This window comes from Variovorax sp. 01T432, assembly GCF_056398605.1.
Genome location: NZ_JBFTPS010000024.1, coordinates 69,565 through 89,702, shown reverse-complemented (window position 1 = coordinate 89,702; position 20,138 = coordinate 69,565). Strand labels below are relative to the sequence as shown.

The 20,138-nt window shown below is 66.2% G+C and carries 18 protein-coding genes and 1 tRNA gene; 7 read left to right on the top strand and 12 right to left on the bottom strand.

What is annotated here, in order from left to right; all coding sequences use genetic code 11:
- Positions 1-14: 14 nt before the first annotated feature.
- The 9 genes from AC1DNF_RS19080 to AC1DNF_RS19040 form a co-directional block, all read right to left on the bottom strand.
- Positions 15-374 carry an NADH-quinone oxidoreductase subunit A gene (locus AC1DNF_RS19080; RefSeq protein WP_478150195.1) on the bottom strand — a complete coding sequence of 120 codons (360 nt, stop codon included), beginning with the start codon at positions 372-374 and terminating at the stop codon, positions 15-17.
- Between the two features lie 51 nt (positions 375-425).
- Positions 426-510: transfer RNA gene (locus AC1DNF_RS19075), tRNA-Leu, on the bottom strand.
- Between the two features lie 117 nt (positions 511-627).
- On the bottom strand, positions 628-1,017 hold the full coding sequence (gene secG, locus AC1DNF_RS19070; protein ID WP_478150178.1) for a preprotein translocase subunit SecG: 390 nt from the start codon (positions 1,015-1,017) through the stop codon (positions 628-630).
- 38 nt (positions 1,018-1,055) lie between these two features.
- Positions 1,056-1,805, bottom strand: a complete 750-nt coding sequence (gene tpiA / locus AC1DNF_RS19065) for a triose-phosphate isomerase (protein WP_478150177.1) — start codon at positions 1,803-1,805, stop codon at positions 1,056-1,058.
- Between the two features lie 11 nt (positions 1,806-1,816).
- Entirely contained in the window at positions 1,817-2,815 is a 999-nt protein-coding gene (locus AC1DNF_RS19060; protein WP_478150176.1) for an NAD(P)H-quinone oxidoreductase, read from the bottom strand.
- A gap of 88 nt (positions 2,816-2,903) precedes the next feature.
- Positions 2,904-5,225: a polyribonucleotide nucleotidyltransferase gene (pnp, locus tag AC1DNF_RS19055; RefSeq protein ID WP_478150175.1), complete on the bottom strand. Its 2,322-nt coding sequence runs from the start codon at positions 5,223-5,225 to the stop codon at positions 2,904-2,906.
- A 217-nt stretch (positions 5,226-5,442) separates the two neighbouring features.
- The gene (gene rpsO, locus AC1DNF_RS19050) at positions 5,443-5,709 is read right to left on the bottom strand and encodes a 30S ribosomal protein S15 (RefSeq protein WP_183026594.1); all 267 of its coding nucleotides are present in this window, start codon (positions 5,707-5,709) and stop codon (positions 5,443-5,445) included.
- A 215-nt stretch (positions 5,710-5,924) separates the two neighbouring features.
- A complete protein-coding gene (locus AC1DNF_RS19045) occupies positions 5,925-7,085 on the bottom strand; it encodes a pyridoxal phosphate-dependent aminotransferase (protein ID WP_478150174.1) in 1,161 nt (386 codons plus the stop codon).
- A 10-nt stretch (positions 7,086-7,095) separates the two neighbouring features.
- A complete protein-coding gene (locus AC1DNF_RS19040) occupies positions 7,096-8,391 on the bottom strand; it encodes a branched-chain amino acid ABC transporter substrate-binding protein (RefSeq protein ID WP_478150173.1) in 1,296 nt (431 codons plus the stop codon).
- 127 nt (positions 8,392-8,518) lie between these two features.
- Here AC1DNF_RS19040 and AC1DNF_RS19035 point away from each other — a divergent pair, with 127 nt between their 5' ends.
- Entirely contained in the window at positions 8,519-8,890 is a 372-nt protein-coding gene (locus AC1DNF_RS19035) for an Hsp20/alpha crystallin family protein (protein ID WP_478150172.1), read from the top strand.
- Positions 8,891-9,072: 182 nt separating this feature from the next.
- Complete coding sequence (locus tag AC1DNF_RS19030) at positions 9,073-9,810, top strand: alpha/beta hydrolase (protein WP_478150171.1); 738 nt, start codon at positions 9,073-9,075, stop codon at positions 9,808-9,810.
- On the opposite strand, the gene tsaD is transcribed toward AC1DNF_RS19030, so the two are convergent.
- Positions 9,758-10,807: a tRNA (adenosine(37)-N6)-threonylcarbamoyltransferase complex transferase subunit TsaD gene (gene tsaD, locus AC1DNF_RS19025; RefSeq protein WP_478150170.1), complete on the bottom strand. Its 1,050-nt coding sequence runs from the start codon at positions 10,805-10,807 to the stop codon at positions 9,758-9,760. The genes AC1DNF_RS19030 and tsaD overlap by 53 nt on opposite strands.
- 93 nt (positions 10,808-10,900) lie before the next feature.
- On the opposite strand from tsaD, the gene AC1DNF_RS19020 reads away from it, so the two are divergent.
- The 4 genes from AC1DNF_RS19020 (at position 10,901) to AC1DNF_RS19005 (ending at position 15,497) form a co-directional block, all read left to right on the top strand.
- Positions 10,901-12,187 carry a nitrate- and nitrite sensing domain-containing protein gene (locus tag AC1DNF_RS19020; RefSeq protein ID WP_478150169.1) on the top strand — a complete coding sequence of 429 codons (1,287 nt, stop codon included), beginning with the start codon at positions 10,901-10,903 and terminating at the stop codon, positions 12,185-12,187.
- Positions 12,188-12,509: 322 nt separating this feature from the next.
- Entirely contained in the window at positions 12,510-13,754 is a 1,245-nt protein-coding gene (locus tag AC1DNF_RS19015) for a CmpA/NrtA family ABC transporter substrate-binding protein (RefSeq protein ID WP_478150168.1), read from the top strand.
- A gap of 10 nt (positions 13,755-13,764) precedes the next feature.
- Positions 13,765-14,691, top strand: coding sequence for a nitrate ABC transporter permease (gene ntrB, locus AC1DNF_RS19010; RefSeq protein ID WP_478150167.1), 927 nt, complete (start codon positions 13,765-13,767; stop codon positions 14,689-14,691).
- Positions 14,688-15,497 carry an ABC transporter ATP-binding protein gene (locus AC1DNF_RS19005; RefSeq protein ID WP_478150166.1) on the top strand — a complete coding sequence of 270 codons (810 nt, stop codon included), beginning with the start codon at positions 14,688-14,690 and terminating at the stop codon, positions 15,495-15,497. Before ntrB ends, AC1DNF_RS19005 begins: the two co-directional genes overlap by 4 nt.
- Before the next feature lie 39 nt (positions 15,498-15,536).
- Here the strand turns inward: AC1DNF_RS19005 and AC1DNF_RS19000 are convergent, their stop codons facing one another.
- Positions 15,537-16,829 (bottom strand): type IV pili methyl-accepting chemotaxis transducer N-terminal domain-containing protein, encoded by a 1,293-nt coding sequence (locus AC1DNF_RS19000; RefSeq protein WP_478150165.1) that lies wholly within the window; start codon positions 16,827-16,829, stop codon positions 15,537-15,539.
- Positions 16,830-17,095: 266 nt separating this feature from the next.
- On the opposite strand from AC1DNF_RS19000, the gene AC1DNF_RS18995 reads away from it, so the two are divergent.
- Positions 17,096-18,367 (top strand): MFS transporter, encoded by a 1,272-nt coding sequence (locus AC1DNF_RS18995; RefSeq protein WP_478150164.1) that lies wholly within the window; start codon positions 17,096-17,098, stop codon positions 18,365-18,367.
- Positions 18,368-18,402: 35 nt separating this feature from the next.
- Here the strand turns inward: AC1DNF_RS18995 and AC1DNF_RS18990 are convergent, their stop codons facing one another.
- Positions 18,403-20,109, bottom strand: coding sequence for a bifunctional protein-serine/threonine kinase/phosphatase (locus AC1DNF_RS18990; RefSeq protein ID WP_478150163.1), 1,707 nt, complete (start codon positions 20,107-20,109; stop codon positions 18,403-18,405).
- Positions 20,110-20,138: the final 29 nt, after the last annotated feature.

The window sequence follows — 20,138 nt, the reverse complement described above, 5'->3', positions numbered from 1 at the left end:
TTGCGGATTCCTTGTCATTCCCAATCGAGCGCGCCCTTTTTCCACTCGTAGACGAAGCCCACGACGAGGATGGCGAGAAAAATCATCATCGCCCAGAAGCCGACAACGCCGATTTCCTTGAGCGCAATGGCCCAGGGAAAGAGAAAAGCAATTTCGAGGTCGAAAAGAATGAAGAGGATGGCGACGAGGTAGTAACGCACGTCGAACTTCATGCGCGCGTCTTCGAAGGCTTCGAAGCCGCATTCGTAGGGCGCGTTCTTTTGGGCATCAGGCCGGTTCGGGCCGAGGATGTAACCCAGAACCTGAGGCGCGACGCCTACACCGACACCGACCAGGATGAACAACAGGACGGGGAGGTAGGTATCGAGGTTCATCGGGAATTTGACCATTTGTCACCAGCAGGAAGCTTTCCTGCCGGTGAGATTTGGTGCGGTCGGCGAGACTCGAACTCGCACAGCTTTCGCCACTACCCCCTCAAGATAGCGTGTCTACCAATTTCACCACGACCGCGGTTTTCTGTCCGAATGGCATGAGGAACCTTGTGAGGTTTTGGCTTTCCGGACAGCTTTAGAGTTTACCCTGAAATGAAGTCGTTTTCACTGGACGACTGCATCGAAACCTGAAGGATCACTTCGACGGGATCTGAGCGGCGCCCGATGCGGGTGCGACGGGCGTCGGTGCCGGGGCAGTGCCCGATGGAATCGTCGCCGCGCCCGAGGCCGCGGGCGCGGGAATCGCGACCGCGGCGCGTTCGAGCAGGCTGTCGCCACCGGTCGGCCGTGCATGGCTGAAGTAGGCCAGCATGAGGGTGCACGCAAAGAACACGGCGGCGAGAACCGCTGTGGTGCGCGAGAGGAAGTTCGCACTGCCGCTGGCGCCGAAAAGGCTGCCGGCACTGCCGCTGCCGAAGGCCGCGCCCATGTCGGCACCCTTGCCGTGCTGGACCAGGATGAGGCCGATCATCGCGAGTGCGGTGAGCATCTGTACGCCCACCAGGATATTGAGGACCACGTTCATTCGTTCTAACTCCTAATTTGTTCGCAGCGGTGCACGTCTCAGCGCGCCGCTGCAATGATCTGCAGAAAGTCGGGGGCCTTGAGCGAGGCACCACCGATCAGTCCGCCGTCGATGTCTGTCTGGGCCAACAGTTCGGCCGCGTTGGCAGCGTTCATGCTGCCGCCATAAAGAATACGGATGCCCGCGGCGTGCTCGCTCGCCGCGTGGTGCAGTTGCGCACGCAGCACAGCGTGCACGGCCTGCGCCTGCTCGGGGGTTGCCGTCTTGCCCGTGCCGATAGCCCACACGGGTTCGTATGCGACGACGATCTCGCTGATGCAGTGGCCGTTGACGTGGATGATCGCCGCAAGCTGGCGCTTGACGACTTCTTCCGTGCGCCCTGCCTCGCGCTGCGCCAGCGTTTCGCCGACACAGACGATGGGCGTGATGCCATTGGCCAGCGCAGCGGCCGTCTTGGCCGCTACCAGCTCGTCCGTTTCGCCGTGGTACTGACGGCGCTCCGAGTGGCCGACGATGGAATAGCGCACGCCGAAGTCTCTCAGCATGGCTGCCGATTGCTCTCCGGTGAACGCGCCACTGGGATGCGCCGACACATCCTGCGCACCCAGTGCGATCGGCGCGCCGTCGACGAGCGATTGGACCTGGGCGAGGTACGGCGAGGGAACACACACCACGACTTCACACGCCGGCGCGCCGAGCCCCTGCCGCAGGGCCTTGATCAACGCCTCGTTGGCCGCGAGGCTGCCGTTCATCTTCCAGTTGCCGGCGATCAGCTTCTTCTTGGTCATGTCTGTCTTGCTCACCAAGTCAGGACGATCTTGCCGATGTGCTGATTCGACTCCATCAGCGTGTGCGCCTGCGCGGCGCCGCTGGGCTCGCCCGCGGCAGCGAAGACGCCATGGATCACCGGCTTGAAGGCACCGCTCTCGAGCAGCGGCCAAACCTTCTCGCGCAATGCCTTCGCGATCGCACCCTTGAACGCGATCGGCCGCGGACGCAGGGTCGATCCGGTGATGAGGAGCCGCCTGCGCAACACTTGCGCGGCATTGAACTCGCTCTTCACGCCGCCCTGCACGGCAATGATGACGAGCCGGCCGTCGTCGGCCAGGCATTCGATCTCGCGCGCGACGTAGCTGCCCGCCACCATGTCGAGCACCACGTCGACACCCTTGCCGCCGGTGAGGCGCTTGACCTCTTCGACGAAATCGGAGGTCTTGTAGTTGATCGCATGATCGGCGCCAAGCCTCTTGCAGGCTTCGCACTTGTCGTCGCTGCCGGCCGTCGCGATCACGGTGGCGCCGAGCGCCTTGCCGAGCTGGATGGCCGTGACGCCAATGCCGCTCGTACCGCCCTGAACGAGCAGCGTCTCGCCCTTTTGCAGGCGGCCGCGCTCGAACACATTGCTCCAGACGGTGAACACAGTCTCGGGCAGAGAAGCCGCTTCGACCTCGCTCCAGCCCTTGGGCACCGGCAGACACTGCACGACGGGCGCAACACACAACTCGGCATAACCCCCGCCCGCGACCAACGCGCACACGTGGTCGCCGATCTTCAAGCCCGCGTCGCTCATCGCCTTCTCGTCGCCCGCCACGATCTCGCCCGCGACCTCGAGGCCCGGCAAGTCCGAGGCGCCCGGCGGCACCGGATAGTTGCCGGTCCGCTGCAGCACGTCAGGGCGATTCACGCCGCTGGCGGCCACACGAATCAGCAATTCACCCGCGCCTGCAACCGGCGCGGGACGTTCCACCATGCGCAGCACCTCAGGGGCACCGAACGATGTGATCTCAATGGCTTTCATGATCTTCTCTGGCTGCAGCGCCCGCCCCGCCGGCGAAATCGCTGAATCTCGAACGAAAGAGCGACGGCGTCGCCGCCGTCGCGCCTCATCAGGCCTGATGGTCGCCGCGATTCGAATCGTGCAGCGGCAAGGGCTGCTGCTCGGTCACCTGCTCGGCCGGCTCGCCGCCGCGCTCGTTGCTGTTCTCGAAGCGCGGTGCGCGTTCCTGACGCGGCGGGCGGTCGCCACGGTCTTCACGCGGCGGACGATCGCGACGCTCCCCACGATCGCCACCCCGATCCTCGCGCGGCGGACGGTCATTGAACTCCATGCCGGCCGGGCGTTCGCTCAAGGCCTTCATGGACAGCTTCACGCGGCCCTTCTCGTCGGTCTCGAGCACCTTGACCTTCACGATCTGGCCTTCGCTCAGGTAGTCGCTGACCTTCTCGACGCGCTCATGCGCGATCTGGCTGATATGCAGCAGGCCGTCCTTGCCGGGCAGCAGGTTGATCAACGCACCGAAGTCGAGGATCTTCGTGACCGGGCCTTCATAAACTTTGCCGATTTCCACTTCCGCGGTGATCTGCTCGATGCGGCGCTTGGCCTCTTCGGCCTTGGCCGGATCGGTCGAAGCGATGGTGATGGTGCCGTCTTCGTCGATGTTGATCTGCGTGCCGGTCTCTTCGGTCAGCGCGCGGATCACCGAGCCGCCCTTGCCGATGACGTCGCGGATCTTCTCGGGGTTGATCTTCATGGTGAACAGACGCGGCGCGAAGGTGGAGACTTCGGCCTTGGCCTCGCCCATCGCTTCCTGCATCTTGCCCAGGATGTGCATGCGTGCTTCCTTGGCCTGCGCCAGGGCGACCTGCATGATTTCCTTGGTGATGCCCTGGATCTTGATGTCCATCTGCAGCGCGGTGATGCCGTTGGTCGTGCCGGCCACCTTGAAGTCCATGTCGCCCAGGTGATCTTCATCACCCAGGATGTCGGTCAGCACGGCGAAGCGGTTGTCTTCCTTGATCAGGCCCATGGCGATGCCGGCCACGTGCGCCTTCATGGGCACGCCAGCATCCATCATCGAGAGGCAGCCGCCACAGACCGAAGCCATCGACGAGGAGCCGTTCGACTCGGTGATCTCCGACACGACGCGAATGGTGTAGGGGAACTCTTCCTTGCTTGGCAGGCAGGCGACCAGCGCACGCTTGGCGAGGCGGCCGTGGCCGACTTCCCGACGCTTGGTCGAGCCCATGCGCCCGACTTCGCCCGTGGCGAAGGGAGGCATGTTGTAGTGGAACAGGAAGCGGTCTTCGTACTCCCCGGCCAGCGCGTCGATGCGCTGCGCGTCGCGCTCGGTGCCGAGCGTGGTCACGACCAGCGCCTGGGTTTCGCCGCGCGTGAACAGGGCCGAGCCATGGGTGCGCGGCAGCACACTGTTGCGGATCTCGATGGGGCGCACCGTGCGGGTGTCGCGGCCGTCGATGCGCGGCTCGCCGGCGAGGATCTGACCACGGACGATCTTCGATTCGATGGCGAACAGCAGGTCATTGACCTTGCCCGCGTCGAAGGGCTCGCCGCTGTCCTTGAGCGACGTCATCACGCTGGCGTTGGCCTCGCGCAGGGCTTGGGTGCGGGCTTGCTTGCTGCGGATCTGGTAGACGGCGCGCAGCTTTTCTTCGGCCAGGCCCTTGACCTTGGCGACGAAGGCCTCGTCCTCGGCCGGCGGCTGCCAGTCCCACACCGGCTTGCCGGCGTCGCGCACGAGTTCGTGAATCGCATTGATCGCGATGTTGGCCTGCTCATGGCCGAACACCACGCCGCCGAGCATGATTTCTTCGCTCAGTTGCAGGGCTTCGGACTCGACCATGAGCACGGCCGCTTCGGTACCGGCCACGACCAGGTCCATCTGCGAGCCCTTGCGCTCGGTCTGGCCGGGGTTCAGGACGTACTGGCCGTTGATGTAGCCGACGCGCGCCGCACCGATCGGGCCGCTGAACGGAATACCGGAGATCGACAGGGCTGCGCTGACGCCGATCATGGCGGCGATATCGGCATCGACTTCTGGATTGAGCGACAGCGTGTGGATAACCACGTGCACTTCGTTCAGGAAGCCTTCGGGGAACAGCGGGCGGATCGGGCGGTCGATCAGGCGCGAGGTGAGCGTCTCATGTTCGCTCGGCTTGGCTTCGCGCTTGAAGAAGCTACCGGGGATCTTGCCGGCCGCATAGGTCTTCTCGATGTAGTCGACGGTCAGCGGGAAGAAATCCTGGCCGGGCTTGGCGGTCTTGGAGGCGACGACGGTCGCGAGCACCACGGTGCCTTCGATGTCCACGATCACGGCGCCGCTGGCCTGACGGGCGATTTCGCCGGTTTCCAGGATGACGGTCTTGCCGCCCCACTGGAAGGACTTGGTGACTTTGTTGAAGAGGCTCATGTTAGCTCCTGTTTTGATAGCGGCTCACCCTGTGTTGCACACAGATCCCGCGGGGTTGGAGCGCTTTTCAGAACACGATGCCATTCCAGAGAAGCTCGGGGGAGAACTTCGATGGAATGACACAGCTTCGCTCTGTTTGGCACTCCGAAAACGATTCGCGAAGTAAAAAACGCCTGAGCTAGCGGACTAACCCAGGCGTCTTTTCATGCGATTCGGCTTACTTGCGCAGACCCAGCTTGGCGATCAGCGCGGTGTAACGGTCGGCATCCCTGGACTTCAGGTAGTCCAGCAGCTTGCGGCGGCGGCTCACCATGCGCAGCAGGCCGCGGCGACCATGGTGGTCCTTGGCATGCGTCTTGAAGTGGGGGGTGAGCTCGTTGATGCGGGCGGTCAGCAGTGCGACTTGCACTTCGGGACTGCCGGTGTCGTTGGCGGCGCGGGCGTTGTCCTTGACAACTTCGGCCTTGATGGAGGCTGCGATCATGTGAATTTTCCTGTTCCGGAGTGTTTGACTTGCGGTGGGCGCTGGAACTGCACTCACCGTGCGCCTTGCGGCATGCAAAGCCTGGGGATTATAGCTCGCCCCCAGGCTGCGGTACTTCGTATCCTTCGCCCTCCCCCGGCCGGGGGCGATGCCGGCCGCCCGGCGGAGCCGGATCGGCGGCATCTTGCGAACTGCCCGGGCTGCGCCGAACCCTCTTACCGTTGCGTTGCCAGCCAGGTCTTCAGGCGGTTGACGCCCTCGACCAGGCGCTTCGGGTCCTTGGACGCGAAGCACCAGCGCAGCCAGCCTTGCGCCTCCGGCGCGAAGGCATTGCCTGGCGCCAGGCCGAGGCCGGCCTCGGCGACGAGGCGCTTGGCGAGGGCCAGCGAGTCGCCGAAGCCTTCGAGCTGGAAGAAGGCATACATGCCGCCCCGCGCGGCTTGCACCTTCACACCCGGAATCGCGGCCAGCAGCGGAACCAGCGTATCGCGGCACGCCTTGAGGTGCGCAACCACGCGGGGGGTGATGTCGTCGGTGTGCGCCAGCGCGGCCATGCCGGCGCGCTGCGTGAACACGCTCGCGCAGGAAGTGTTGAACTCGATCAGCTTGCCCATGCCATCCATCATGGACTCGGGCAGCACCAGCCAGCCCAGGCGCCAGCCCGTCATGAGGAAACTCTTGGAGAAGCTGTGCGCCACCACGAGCCGGTCATCGGGCGCCGCAACATCGAGGAAGCTGGGCGCGCAACCGTTCGCCGTCGGCTCGAAATAGAGCCGTTCGTAGACTTCGTCGGCCAGGATCCAGGTGCCCGTCTTGCGACAATGGTCCAGGATCGCCTGCTGCTCCTCGCGCGTCAGCGTCCAGCCGGTGGGGTTGTTGGGCGCGTTGACGATCAGCAGCTTCGTCGCCGGCGTGATCGCGGCGCGCAGCGCTTCGAGGTCGAGCGTCCACCGTCCCTCCCTCGGCACCAGCGGGACGCAGCGCACCGTCGCGCCGAGGATCGCCGGCTGCGCGGTCAGGTTCGGCCACACCGGGGTGACGGCCACGACCTCGTCGCCCGCATCGACCAATGCCTGCACGGCCAGCATCAGCGCATTGACACCGCCCGACGTGATGGCGATGCGCGATGCCTCGATCGCCGGATGGTGCGCGCTCATGTACCGCGCAACCGCCTCCCGCAATTCCGGCAGGCCGAGATTATGGGCATAGAAGGTCTCGCCACGCTGCAGCGAATCGATGGCCGCCTGCCGGATCACGTCCGGGGTGACCTCGTCGCTTTCGCCGAACCAGAAGGCCAGCACGTCGTCGCGGCCGAGGCCGGCATTGGCAACTTCGCGGATCTTGGAGGCTTCGAGGTTGAGGATGGCTTCGCGCATGTTGTCTTTCCTAGGAATTCGTCAAGGGACGCTGCATCTTGCAGGTGGTCGGCATTTCGGCGCGCTCGGCGGGGATGGTCTTGATGACGCGGAAACCGTAGCCGGATCCTTCGACGTCGAACCTCACCCCGGGCGTGCCCTGTCTGTCCATCATGCCAACCACCAGCGTCTGCTGGAACTGGTGATCGGCCGCGCGCATCCGGCCGCTTTGCCCGGCCAGCGTGACGTCGGCCCGCTCGAGGGCGCGCGCCACAGCCGTCGTGTCGATACTGGCGGCGCGCTCGATCGCCTGCGCAAGCGACTCGATCAGCAACTGCATGCGCATATGGACGTAGTCGTCTTCCGGCTTCGGAAAGCGCGCGCGGAAAGAACGATAGAAAGCCTCGGACTGCGAGGTCTGGACGTTCGGCAGCCAGTCGGCAACCGCCACCACCCGGCCTATGCCGGCATCGCCGATGGCGGCCGGGGCGCCTAGCGCATTGCCGTAGAAGGTATAGAAAGTCCCGTTGAAGCCCGCCTCGCGCGCCGCCTTCACGAGCAGCGTGAGGTCATTGCCCCAGTTGCCCGTGATGACGGCCTGCGCTCCGCTGGCGATGAGCTTGCTGGCATAGGGTGCGAAGTCCTTCACGCGGCCCATGGGGTGCAGTTCATCGCCGACGATCCGCACATCGGGGCGCAACAGGCCGAGCTGCCGCCGGGACTCGCGCAGCACCGCCTGCCCGAAGCTGTAGTCCTGGCCGATCAGGTAGACACGCTTGAGCGCCGCGTCGCCTTTCACCACATCCATCAGGGCCGTCACGCGCATGTCGGCATGCGCGTCGAAGCGGAAGTGCCAGAAGCTGCAGCGCTCGTTGGTGAGCGCCGGATCGACCGCCGCGTAGTTGAGGAAGAGCACGCGCCGCGACGGGTCGCGTTCATTGTTCTTGTCGATGGCGTCGATCAGCGCGGCGGCCGTGGCCGACGAGTTGCCCTGCAGCACCACGCGGGCGCCGTCGTCCATCGCCGCGCGCAACGCGGACAGTGCCTCCTCGTTCTGCCCCTTGCTGTCGTAGCGCTCCAGTTGCAGCAAGCGGGCGCCGCCGGGCAGCTTGACGCCGCCGCGCGCATTGACGCGCTCGACCGCCCACAGCAGGTTGCGGAACACGGCCTCGCCGGTGTTGGCGAATGGCCCGCTCAGGCTCTCGATCAGCGCCAGGCGGATCGGCGCCGCCGGCTGCTGTGCACACAGCGGCGAAAGCGCCCAAGTCCCTAGCGCCAAGGCCCCGGATTTCAAGGCCCGGCGGCGCCAAATAAAGCTGGAGGTCATTGTCTTGAAACAGATGTCACAGTGCCCTAGATGAGGTGGCATGCGGCAGTCATGTTGATTGAAAGGCCGCGCAGTGTAAGGGACACACGTTTCTTGTCCCCATCGTGTTCATTGTGGAGTTCTCACCATGTTTTTCGCACCCGCCATTCGCACTGCCCGTTTCGTTCCGCGTTCATATGACCGCAGCTTCGAACGCTTCGTCAACGATGCGTTCTCAGGCGCGCGCCGCACAGTCAACATCGAGCAGGACGACAAGGCCTGGACCCTTGCGCTGGACGTGCCCGGGCTGTCGCGTGAGGATCTGAGCATCGGCATCGAAGGTGCCGTGGTCCGGATTGAAAGCAAGGCCGAAGCCAAGCGCCAGTTCCGCGCCGCCTACGAATTGCCCCTGGACATCGATGTCGCCGCCAGCGAGGCAAAGCTGGAGAACGGGGTATTGACGCTGAAGCTCGGCAAGCGGTTGCCGGCGAGCAATGTTGCGCAGCTCGCCATCAACTGACTCGCAACACTCCGGGGGCAAATAGGCAGGTCGGTAACTTTTTGTTGCCGACCTGACTTATTTCTAATTCACAATAAGTGTGTAGGGCGTCACATTTTGGTGGCGTTTTTTTTCAATGCTTTCTTCCTAATTAAGCGTTCGTAGCACTCCTCTGGAAGGTGCAGGGCGCCCGACGAAGCGCCATGAAAACGCACTTGAAGTTCGCTGAAGACGGTTCGCGCTCGGACACCCTCCTGGTGTTCCTCCCGGGGGCGTTCCTGAAGCCCGAGGAATTCGAGCGCGAAGGATTCGTCAGCGCGGTGCGAGAACGCGACCTCGCCGCCGACGCCTTGCTGGTGGATGCCGATGTGTCGTACTACTACGACCAGACCTTCATCGAACGCCTGCAGCAGGACGTCATCCAGCCGCAGCGCGCACTGGGCTACAAGACGATCTGGCTGGTGGGTATCTCGATCGGCGGCTTCGGCGCCTTGATCCATGAACTGGCGAAGCCCGGTACCGTCGACGGCATCATCACGCTGGCGCCCTATCTTGGACGCCGCCCGATCGGTGCCGAAATCCACAAGGCCGGTGGCCTGCGCAACTGGAAGGCACCTGAAGGCCCGCCGCCCGACGAGGAAGTCGACCGCAAGCTCTGGCCCTGGCTTCAGCAGTACGCCGATCCCCAGGCCGCCAAGAACCTGCCACCCCTGTATCTGGGCTATGGCCTGAGCGACCGCTTCGCCTCCAACCACCGCCTCCTCGGGGACGCGCTGCCTGCCGGGCGTGTGTTCACCACGGAGGGTGGCCATGACTGGCCCCAGTGGTCGCAGCTCTGGCGCAAGATGCTTGAGGTGCTGCCCTTGCCCGCGCGCCAGAAGAAAGGCGTCAGGCGACCTGCAAAGGCGCGCTCAGCGACGCGAGTGGCCATCGCGGTTTGACGTCGAAGGCGTAGCGTTCGGACGCGGCCTGCACGCCCGCCTGGAGGCGCATGGCGGCGGCCATCGCGATCATGGCGCCGTTGTCGGTGCAAAGGTGCAGCTCAGGGTAGTGCACGCGCACACCACGCACCGCGCACGCCGCGTTCAACTGCGCGCGCAAGGCCCGGTTGGCGCCCACGCCACCGGCCACCACGAGTCGCTGGAGCCCGGTCTGTTCGATCGCGCCGAGTGATTTCTTCAGCAGGACTTCGACGATCGCGGCCTGTGTCGACGCCGCCAGATCCGCCTTGCGCGCTTCGAGTTCGCTACCGAGCTTCTTCGCCTGCGTGAGCACCGCCGTCTTCAAGCCGGCAAAGGAAAAGTCGAGGTCGCCGCTGTGGAGCAAGGGGCGCGGCAGCCTGAAGGCCGCGGCATCGCCCTCTTCCGCCAGCTTCGCGAGCCACGGACCGCCGGGGTAGGGCAAGCCCATCAGCTTCGCGCTCTTGTCGAAGGCTTCGCCGGCCGCGTCGTCGATGGTCTCGCCGAGCAGCTCATAGCGCCCCACCCCATCGACCCGCATCAACTGCGTGTGCCCGCCCGACACCAGCAAGGCCACGAAGGGAAACTCCGGCGGATCGGCGCTGAGGAATGGCGAGAGCAGGTGCCCTTCGAGGTGATGGACGCCGAGCACCGGCTTGCCAAGTGCCGCGCCCAGCGCGCAGGCCACACCGGCGCCGACCAGCAAGGCGCCCGCAAGGCCCGGCCCCTGCGTGTAGGCCACGACATCGACATCGGCCAGCACCTGGCCGGCCTCGTCGAAGACCGCTTGTGCAAGCGGCAGCACGCGGCGGATATGGTCGCGGCTGGCCAATTCCGGCACCACGCCGCCGTAGGCCTGGTGCATCGCGATCTGGCTGTGCAAGGCGTGCGCCGCCAGGCGCGGCAGGCCACTGGCGCCCGCCTCGACCAGGGCCACGCCGGTTTCGTCGCAGGACGATTCGATTCCCAATACAAACATGCAGCGAGTGTAGGGGGCGCCCATCTTCGGGGCACGGATGTTGCTCATGCCCTTACGATGGGCACTCGCCCGCAGCGTCTGCCCACCCACACGATGAAGTCCGGTTTGAGCTTTCTGGTTGCCGCCCTGCGTTGCGAGATCGACGAGCTGGATCAGCTCGCCCGCACCAGCGAACTGGTCGGGACGATCGGCCACCTGGTCCATGCGCTGCAACGCGAACGCGGCATCTCGAATGTGCTGCTGGCGTCGCTCGGACAACGCTTCGTCGCACAACGCTGCGAACAGATCGCCGAATGCCTGCGGGCCGAAGAAGCCGTTCGCAGGCGTTTCGATGCGCTGGAGGCCGATGCGAGCCGCATCGGCAACGGCGCGCGCCTCTTCAGCCGCATTGCATGGGTGTTGCCGGGGCTCGACGCGCTGCCTGAACTGCGGCGCCGCATCGATGCCATGGAAATCGACGCTGGCGCCGCCACGGCTGCCTTCGGCAAGCTGATCGCGGGCCTGCTCGCGGTCGTGTTCGAGGCCGCCGACGGCGCCACCGACCCGGAGATCTCGCGCCTGCTCGTGGCGCTCTTCAACTTCATGCAGGGCAAGGAGTTCGCGGGCCAGGAGCGGGCGTGCGGCGCCGCGGCCTTCGCATCGGGGCGCAACGACAGCGCCCGGCAGCAGCAATGGCTGCACCTGATCGAATCGCAGGAGCGATGCTTCCAGGTCTTCGCCGAGTTCTCGGGCCCGGGCCTCGTCGAACTCTGGCGCGCCAGCCAACCCGCGACGCAGCAGGCCGAACAGGAGCGACTGCGTCGCATCGCCTGCGCGGCGCCGGCCGGCGTCGCGCTCGATACGGAGTTGAGCCAGACCTGGTTCGACTGCTGCACGCGCCGCATCGACGCCATGCATTCGGTCGAGGACCGCCTGGCCACCGACCTGCGCCGGAGCTGCGAAGAGAAGACGGCGCAGGCGCGCACGGAATTGCAGGGCCACGAGCTGCTGCTGGCAAAGCTCAAGCACGAAGCCGACGTGCCGACCGCCGTGTTCTTCGACCAACCGGCGGTACTCGGGGCACCGCCCCCCGTGCAAGCGCCGGGCAACGCCGCGCCCTATGGCCGCCATCTTGAGCGCTCGATCCTCGACATGGTCCAGGAACAATCGCATCGCCTGCAGGTGATGAGCGACGAACTCGACACCGTCCGGGCCGCCCTCAACGAACGCAAGCTCGTCGAGCGCGCCAAGGGCTTGCTGATGGCGCACCGCCGCCTGAGCGAACAGGAGGCGCACAAGATGCTGCGCCAGACCGCCATGAACCAGGGCCGTCGGTTGGTCGAGGTCGCCGAGTCGGTGCTGTCGATGGCGGAATACCTGCCCAACGATACGGCGCCCTGAAGCCCTCGCCAGCCTGAATTGGTGCAGCGCACAAGAAGGGCGCACGTGCCGGCATCTGAAGAAGATCCGTCGCCAGCACCCGGCCCTTGTGCCAGGAACGCTCTCAATTTGATAGCAGATCGACCTCCTGACCCGCTGGCACGCAGCTTGCATGAAAGCACCGCATAGACCGCAAGGTCTGCAGGCAGGTTGCATCCAACGGCGGGTGCGGCCCACCGAACCGGACAAAGGCGTCCCCACCCGCAAGGGCTCGTTCTCGAGCAGCCCTGCGCGGTGAGGACGCCTTTTTTTGTTTGTGCTTTTTCATTTCGGAGTTCGCCCCATGACCGAGTTGCAGAAATCGACATTGAGTCGCCGCCGCGTCCTGCAGGCCGCCGCCGTTGGCGCGGTCGGACTCAATCCCGCGTTGCGTGCCGCCGTGTATGCGCAAGGCTCCGACAAGCCCGAGAAGGAGGAAGTCAAGATCGGCTTCATTCCGCTGACCGATTGCGCCAGCGTCGTGATGGCCTCGGTCCTCGGCATCGACAAGAAGTACGGCGTGAAGATCGTGCCGAGCAAGGAGGCCAGTTGGGCCGGCGTGCGCGACAAGCTGGTCAACGGCGATCTCGACATGGCGCATGCGCTCTATGGCCTGGTCTACGGCGTGCACCTGGGCATCGCGGGACCGAAGAAGGACATGGCCGTGCTGATGACGCTCAACAACAACGGCCAGGCGATCACGCTGTCGAAGAAGCTGGCCGACAAGGGCGCGGTCGACGCGGCCTCGCTCGCCAGGCTCATCAAGTCCGAGAAGGGCGAGTACACCTTCGCCCAGACCTTCCCGACCGGCACCCACGCGATGTGGCTCTACTACTGGCTCGCGTCCGCCGGCATCGACCCCTTCAAGGACGTGAAGAACATCGTGGTCCCGCCTCCCCAGATGGTCGCGAACATGCGCATCGGCAACATGGACGGCTACTGCGTCGGCGAGCCCTGGGGCCAGCGCGCGATCATGGACGGCATCGGCATCACCGCCGTCACCACGCAGGACATCTGGAAGGACCACCCCGAGAAGGTGCTCGGCACCACCAGCGACTTCGTCAGGAAGTACCCCAATACCGCGCGCGCCGTGACCTCCGCGATCCTGGAGGCGGGCCGGTGGATCGACACTGGCCTGCAGAACAAGAACAAGATGGCCGAGACCATCGCCGACAAGAGCTACGTCAACACCAGTGTCGACGCGATCAACCAGCGCATCCTCGGCCGCTACACCAACGGCCTCGGAAAGAACTGGGACGACCCGAACTACATGAAGTTCTACAACGACGGGTCGGTGAATTTCCCCTACCTCTCCGACGGCATGTGGTTCCTCACGCAGCACAAGCGCTGGGGCCTGCTGAAGGAGCACCCGGACTATCTCAAGGTCGCGACGGAGATCAACCGCATCGACATCTACAAGCAGGCCGCGGCAGCCACGAAGACACCGGTTCCCAAGGAGGCAATGCGCAGCAGCAAGCTCTTTGACGGCGTGGTGTGGGACGGCAAGAACCCGACGCAGTACGCCGATTCGTTCAAGGTCCATGTCTGAGGAGCGAACCATGGTCAGCGCCGTTTTTCACTCTCCCCTCGAGGCCGCCGCCAGCAACATTGCGGCACCCGTGCTCGCCCGCCCGGCCGCCACGGTCGCCGTGCCGCCGGCCCCCATGAAGCAAAGGACGGAACCCGCGATGCGCACGCCGCGCGACTTCAGCGCCCTGTGGACGCGGGTGCTGCCACCCGTCCTCGGCTTCGCGCTTCTGGTGCTCATCTGGGAGCTGGTGGCCCTCAGAAGCAACAACGGCTTTCCATCGCCTCTGGCCACCTGGCAACAGGCGCTGACCGTGTTCAGCGACCCGTTCTACAGCAAGGGCCCCAACGACCAGGGCGTGGGATGGAACGTGCTTTCCTCGCTCAAGCGCGTGGCGCTCGGCTTCGGGCTGGCCGCCGCCGTCGGCATCCCGGCCGGCTTCGCGATCGGCCGCTTCGAGTTCCTCTCGCGCATGTTCAATCCCCTCATCAGCCTGCTGCGCCCGGTGTCGCCGCTGGCATGGCTGCCGATCGGCCTGCTGGTGTTCAAGGGCGCCAATCCCGCCGCCATCTGGACCATCTTCATCTGCTCGATCTGGCCGATGATCATCAACACGGCCGTCGGCGTGCAACGCGTGCCGAGCGACTACATGAACGTGGCCAAGGTGCTGGATCTGTCCGAATGGAAGGTCTTCACCAGGATCCTCTTTCCGGCCGTGCTGCCCTACATGCTCACCGGCGTTCGGCTCGCCGTCGGCACCGCCTGGCTGGTGATCGTCGCGGCCGAGATGCTGACCGGCGGCGTCGGCATCGGCTTCTGGGTGTGGGACGAGTGGAACAACCTCAACGTCGCCAACATCATCATCGCGATCTTCGTCATCGGCATCGTCGGCCTGGTGCTCGAGTTCGCGCTCATCAGGATCGCCACCGCATTCACGTTCGAAGAGGTGAAGTCATGAACGACGATACGAAGTACATCGAGATCCAGGGCGTCGAGCAGCGCTTCAGGACGGCCAAGGGCAGCTTCCTGGCGCTGCGCGATGTGAACCTCGCGGTCGCCAAGGGCGAGTTCATCACGCTGATCGGGCACTCCGGCTGCGGCAAGTCGACCTTGCTGAACCTGATCGCCGGGCTCACCACGCCCACCCAGGGCGCGCTGCTGTGCGCCAACCGCGAGATCAAGGGTCCTGGCCCTGAGCGCGCGGTGGTGTTCCAGAACCACTCGCTGCTGCCCTGGCTCACCTGCCACGAGAACGTTTACCTCGCCGTCGAGCGCGTCTTCGCGGCGACCGAGAACAAGGCGCAGCTCAAGGCACGCACCGAGGCAGCACTGGCGCTGGTCGGCCTCACGCCGGCCGCGCAGAAGCGCCCGGGCGAGATCTCCGGCGGCATGAAGCAGCGCGTCGGGATCGCCCGCGCGCTGTCGATGGAACCCAAGGTCCTGCTGATGGACGAGCCCTTCGGAGCCCTCGATGCTCTGACCCGTGCCAAGCTGCAGGACGAACTGCTCGCCATTGTGCAGAAGACACACAGCACCGTCGTGATGGTCACGCACGACGTGGACGAGGCGGTGCTGCTGTCGGACCGCATCGTGATGCTCACCAACGGCCCGGCCGCCACCGTCGGCGAGGTGCTCGCCGTCGAGATTGCGCGGCCGCGCAATCGCGTCGAGCTGGCCGAGGACCCGGTCTACGTGCACGCGCGCAAGGCCGTGATCGATTTTCTCTACACGCGCCAGGCGCACGTGGAGAAAGTCGCGGCCTGAGGCCGCAGCCAGCCGGCAAAGTCCCCGAAGAACACAGGGCTAGGACATGATGACCTGCAGGCTGTGTTCGTACGAAGCGGTCAGGCGATCGAAGGTCTCCGCCAGCACGTCGCTTGCCCGCACCAGATCGGCGCGCCCTTCGGCCATGCCGGCATTGCGCGCGCCGCGCACGAGCCGCAGCCATTCGTCGCGCGCGCCGGCAAGTGCCTCGCGGATGTCGGGCGAACTCAGCGGGGCTCGTTCCAGTTCCAGCATGGCGGTCTCGAAGGCATCCATGGTCGCAACAAGACGCTCGCCCCATTTGCCTTCGGGAAGCATCGACGCCAGAAGCGCATCCTTGGCCAGACGCTGGGCGCGCATGCGCTGCCGGCCGCAGAGATTGACGATGCGCAGCGCCCTGCGAGCACCGGAGGACTCCAGCACTTCAGTCAACGCCTCGGCGGTAGCCAGCAGGGTCTCGGCGCTGGCATCGATCGACGCCAGCGTCGCCGGCGAGAGGCGCGATTCCATCGTCGCGGTCAGGACGTCCCACGCGGCACGGGCGTTTGCCAGCGCCTGCGCGCCCGAAGTGTCCAACGAGAGGGCCGCGAGATGATCCAGGTTGTCCTGCACGCGGCCCGCCGATTGCGCGCGCAGGGTGCGGCTGCGCCGCGCATCGACGCCCGCGAGAGCCTGCGCGGCCAGGCGCACCAGCCGCTGCGAAAGCATGCGCAGCTGCCCCGCCCGGTTGATCGCCTCGGCCCATTGGGCGGCTTCGACCACCGAGCGCGAGACCTCCCCGACGCGCAGATTGGCATGCATCGCGGCGCCACGCAGCAGACCGAAGGCGTCGTCCTCGCCGATGCCGCGCGCCGACATCAGCAGGCCCTTGGCGCGGTCCACCCACTTTCGTTCGTCCAGATGCGCCAGCGAACGCGCCAACGCGGCGCGCAACGCCGCCTCTCGCCGCCACCGGGCGTGCGCACGGGCGAGCACGGCGCGCAGGCTCGCTGCATCGAGCGCCTGCACGGATGCCCACGCATGCACGCCCAGAGCGACGAGTTCTTCATGCACCTGGGCATCCAGCGGCTCGCTGACCAGGCCAATGGCGCACGGCGGCGCTTCCGCCCAGGCCCGCATCGAAGCCTGCAATTGCGGCACGCCATCCCCGGCGGAGGGCGGCATGTGTATCAGGATGAGATCCGGCACGAGCGCGACCGCCTGCTGCACCATCGTGTGGCAATTGGCGCACCCGATCGGCGTGGCATCCGCACCCGCCATCACATCGCGCAATGCTTCGGGCAGCGCCGGCTCGGCGGCGGATGTGGGCAGGACGACGAGCAGGCGGTGCATGGCGGGCGGATGACTGAAGCGAGTTGCGACAGCAGCATAGGCGATGCACGCCGGAGATTTGTGGCACGCGTCTTGCGTAAGGGATGGTGCGGTGTAACGAAGCACCGCTTTGGTGACGCGCCAGTCCATGGCGCCATGTCGGGCCCGCTGCGGCTCGAGCACCCCCATCCAGCCCTGCCAGGTTCCGGCAGGCGGACCCCACTTCCCATTCACACCACCTGTTCGGCGGCCTTGCTGCCGCGCGGGTGCTTCTGGTATTGACCGACATGTCGAGCTTCAAGTCATTTTTGCGCTCCGGGCACTCCCCCACGCTCTTCGCGGCGTTCTTCTACTTCATGTTCTCGTGCTGCGTCTGGGTGCTCAACGGCGCGATGGCGCCCTTCATCAGCGAAGCGTTCCAACTGGACGCGGCGCAGAAGGGCCTGATGCTGTCGATCCCCATCATCGCGGGCGCCTTGATGCGCTTCCCCTTGGGCATCCTGTCGCAGTACATCGGGCGAAAGAACGCCACGCTGGTGGAAATGAGCCTGATCGCCGTTGCCATGCTGTTCGGTTTCTTCATGGTGCACAGCTTCAACGACCTGCTGGCCATGGGCGTGCTGCTCGGCATCGCCGGCGCCAGCTTCGGCGTCGCCCTGTCGCTGGGCTCGGGCTCGTTCCCGCCGAAGAACAAGGGCCTGGCGATGGGCCTCGTCGGCGCCGGCAACGTGGGCACGGCGCTGTCGGTGCTGGTGGCGCCTCCGCTCGCGCAGTGGCTGGGCTGGCAAGCCGTCTACGGCGTGGCGGCGGCGGCCATCATGCTGCCGATGGCGGTGATGGTGCTGTTCGCCAAGGAGCCGCCGGATGTCGACAGCCATGCCGGCCTGCGCGAACACGTCGCCTGCCTGTTCGAGAAGGACGGGTGGGCCTTCAGCCTGATCTACGGCGTGACCTTCGGCGGCTTCATCGGCCTCACGACCTTCCTGCCCTCGTACTACTACGACCAGTTCGGCGTGAGCAAGGTGCAGGCCGGCCAGCTGACGATGCTCGCCGCCTTCATTGGCGCCGCGGTCCGCGTGATGGGCGGCTGGATTTCCGACCGCTGGGGCGGCGTCAACACGCTCACGCTGGTGCTGATCGTGTCGGCGGTGTCGCTCGCGCTGATCGGCCTGAGTTCGGGTTCGCTGGTGCTCACGACGCTGCTGCTCATGGTGTGCTTCGCGGCGCTCGGCGCCGGCAACGGCGCGCTGTTCCAGCTCGTTCCGCTGCGCTGGCCGTCGACCACGGCCGTGGCCGGCTCGATGATCGGCGAGATCGGCGCGCTCGGCGGGGGGCTGGTGCCCAATGCCATGGGGCTTTCGAAGCAGTACCTCGGCACCTACCTCTGGGGCTTCGTGCTGATGGCCGTTCTGGCCCTGGTGATGCTGGGCGTGATGCGTGTCATGCAGATTCGCTGGACCCGCACCTGGGCGGAGAAAGGCGGCCGCGCGCGCATGGCGCCGGGCGCCGCAGCGCCCGGCAAGCCCATGGGCGCCGCGCGCCGCACGGCCGGACGGTGACGCGCATGCCGCACATCACGACCTCGCTTGCCCGCTCAGCGCGGCAGGAACAGCAGCCAGTAGACGAGCAGCGCGTTGAACAGCACCGAAACGGCCAACAGGATCTTCCAGAGCGAGGCCGGATCGCGCCGGCTGAGCGGCGTGGCAGCCGGCGCACCGATGGGGCGGGCGGCGCCGCGCTCCAGGGCCAGCAGCATCTCCTCGGCGGTCTCGAAACGCTGCCGCGGATCGCGGGCGACCGCCTTGCGCACGAGGTGATCGAGCCAGATCGGCACATCCGGGCGGATGCGCGAGAGGGCAACCGGATCGCGCCGGTAGCGGGCCGCCTGGTAGGGCTCGATCTCTCCATAGGGCAAGCGCCCCGTGAGCCATTGGTAGAGCGTCACGCCCAGCGCGAACAGATCGCTGCCGGCGTCCGCCGTGGCGCCTTCCCATTGCTCGGGATTCATGAAGCTCGGCGTACCGGCGTGCAGCTCGCGCTGCGCCGCGCTCTCCCTGCCGGACAGCGCGGCGCCAAGATCGAGGATGCGCCAACGGCCATCCTCGCCCAGGTGCAGGTTCCCGGGCTTGATGTCGCGGTGCACCACGCCGTGGCGATGCAGCCGGCCGAGCGCCTTGCAGATCTCCACGGCGGCCGCGACCACCTGGGCGACCGGTGGGCGCGCACCTGTCTTGAGCATCTGCTCCACCGTGCGGCCGCCATGCCAATCGAACACTGTGTAGAGCGCGCTGGCGTTCTCGGCACGCTCGTGCACCCGCACGAAGCCGGTCTCGCCGCGCGCGCTCACGCGCAGGCCGAGCCAGGCCTCGTGGGCCAGCATGGCGCGCTCCTGCGGGTCGCTCGCGCGCGTCGGGTGAAGAGTCTTCAAGGCCACCAGGGCACGCGTGCCGGCTTCGCGCGCCTGGTAGAGCCGATGCACGCCGGTGTCGGCAATCAGGGCGGTGATCACATAGCCGTCCAGGACATCGCCCACCTTGAGCGCCGGGGGCGGCGAGAGCCGGCGGACATCGCCCATCTCGTCATGCAACTGGCGCGCGTCCAGTCCCAGCACGCGGATCACCAGGGCCGTGGCGTTGTCGCGGGTGCCCGCCGCCAGCGCGGCATCGACCAGGGCCTGGCTGGCCTGCTGCGCATCGCCGAACAACGCGAGCTCGGCCACGCGCGCAGGTTTCAGAACGCCATGCACCCCATCGGTGCTCAGCACAAGGCAGTCGCCGATGCGCAGTTCACCCTGCGTGTAGTCGACCCGCACATGGTCGTCGAGTCCCACCGCGCGGGTCAGGCGGCTGCGCAGGTCGGGATGGTCGAATGCGTGGTCGACCGTCAGCTGCGCCGCCGGCCCGCCGCCCGCGTTCACGCGCCAGGCGCGCGTGTCTCCCACATGGGCCAGGGTATAGCTCTGGCCTTGCAGGACCAGCGCCGTCAGGGTGGTCAGCGCGCTGGCGCCATGGCGTCGCCGGTTGTGGTCGGCGAGCCAGGCGTTCTGCGCGGCGATCAGCCGGTCGAGCGCCGCGGTCGTCTCCCAGGTGTCCGGCGTGGCGAAATAGTCGCCCAGCAGGCCGATCACGGTGGTCTGCGCCGCCTCCAGGCCATGGCCGCCCGACGAGACGCCGTCGGCGATGGCCGCGATCAGCCCGCGCGCCTCCTCGCCGCGCGGCGCATGCACCGCGCCCGCGAAGTCCTCGTTCAGTTCGCGCGGCCCTTTGCGGCTGCTGTATCCGATTTCAACCTCGAAGCTCATGGCGCGCGATTCTCCACGCAAGCCTTGGG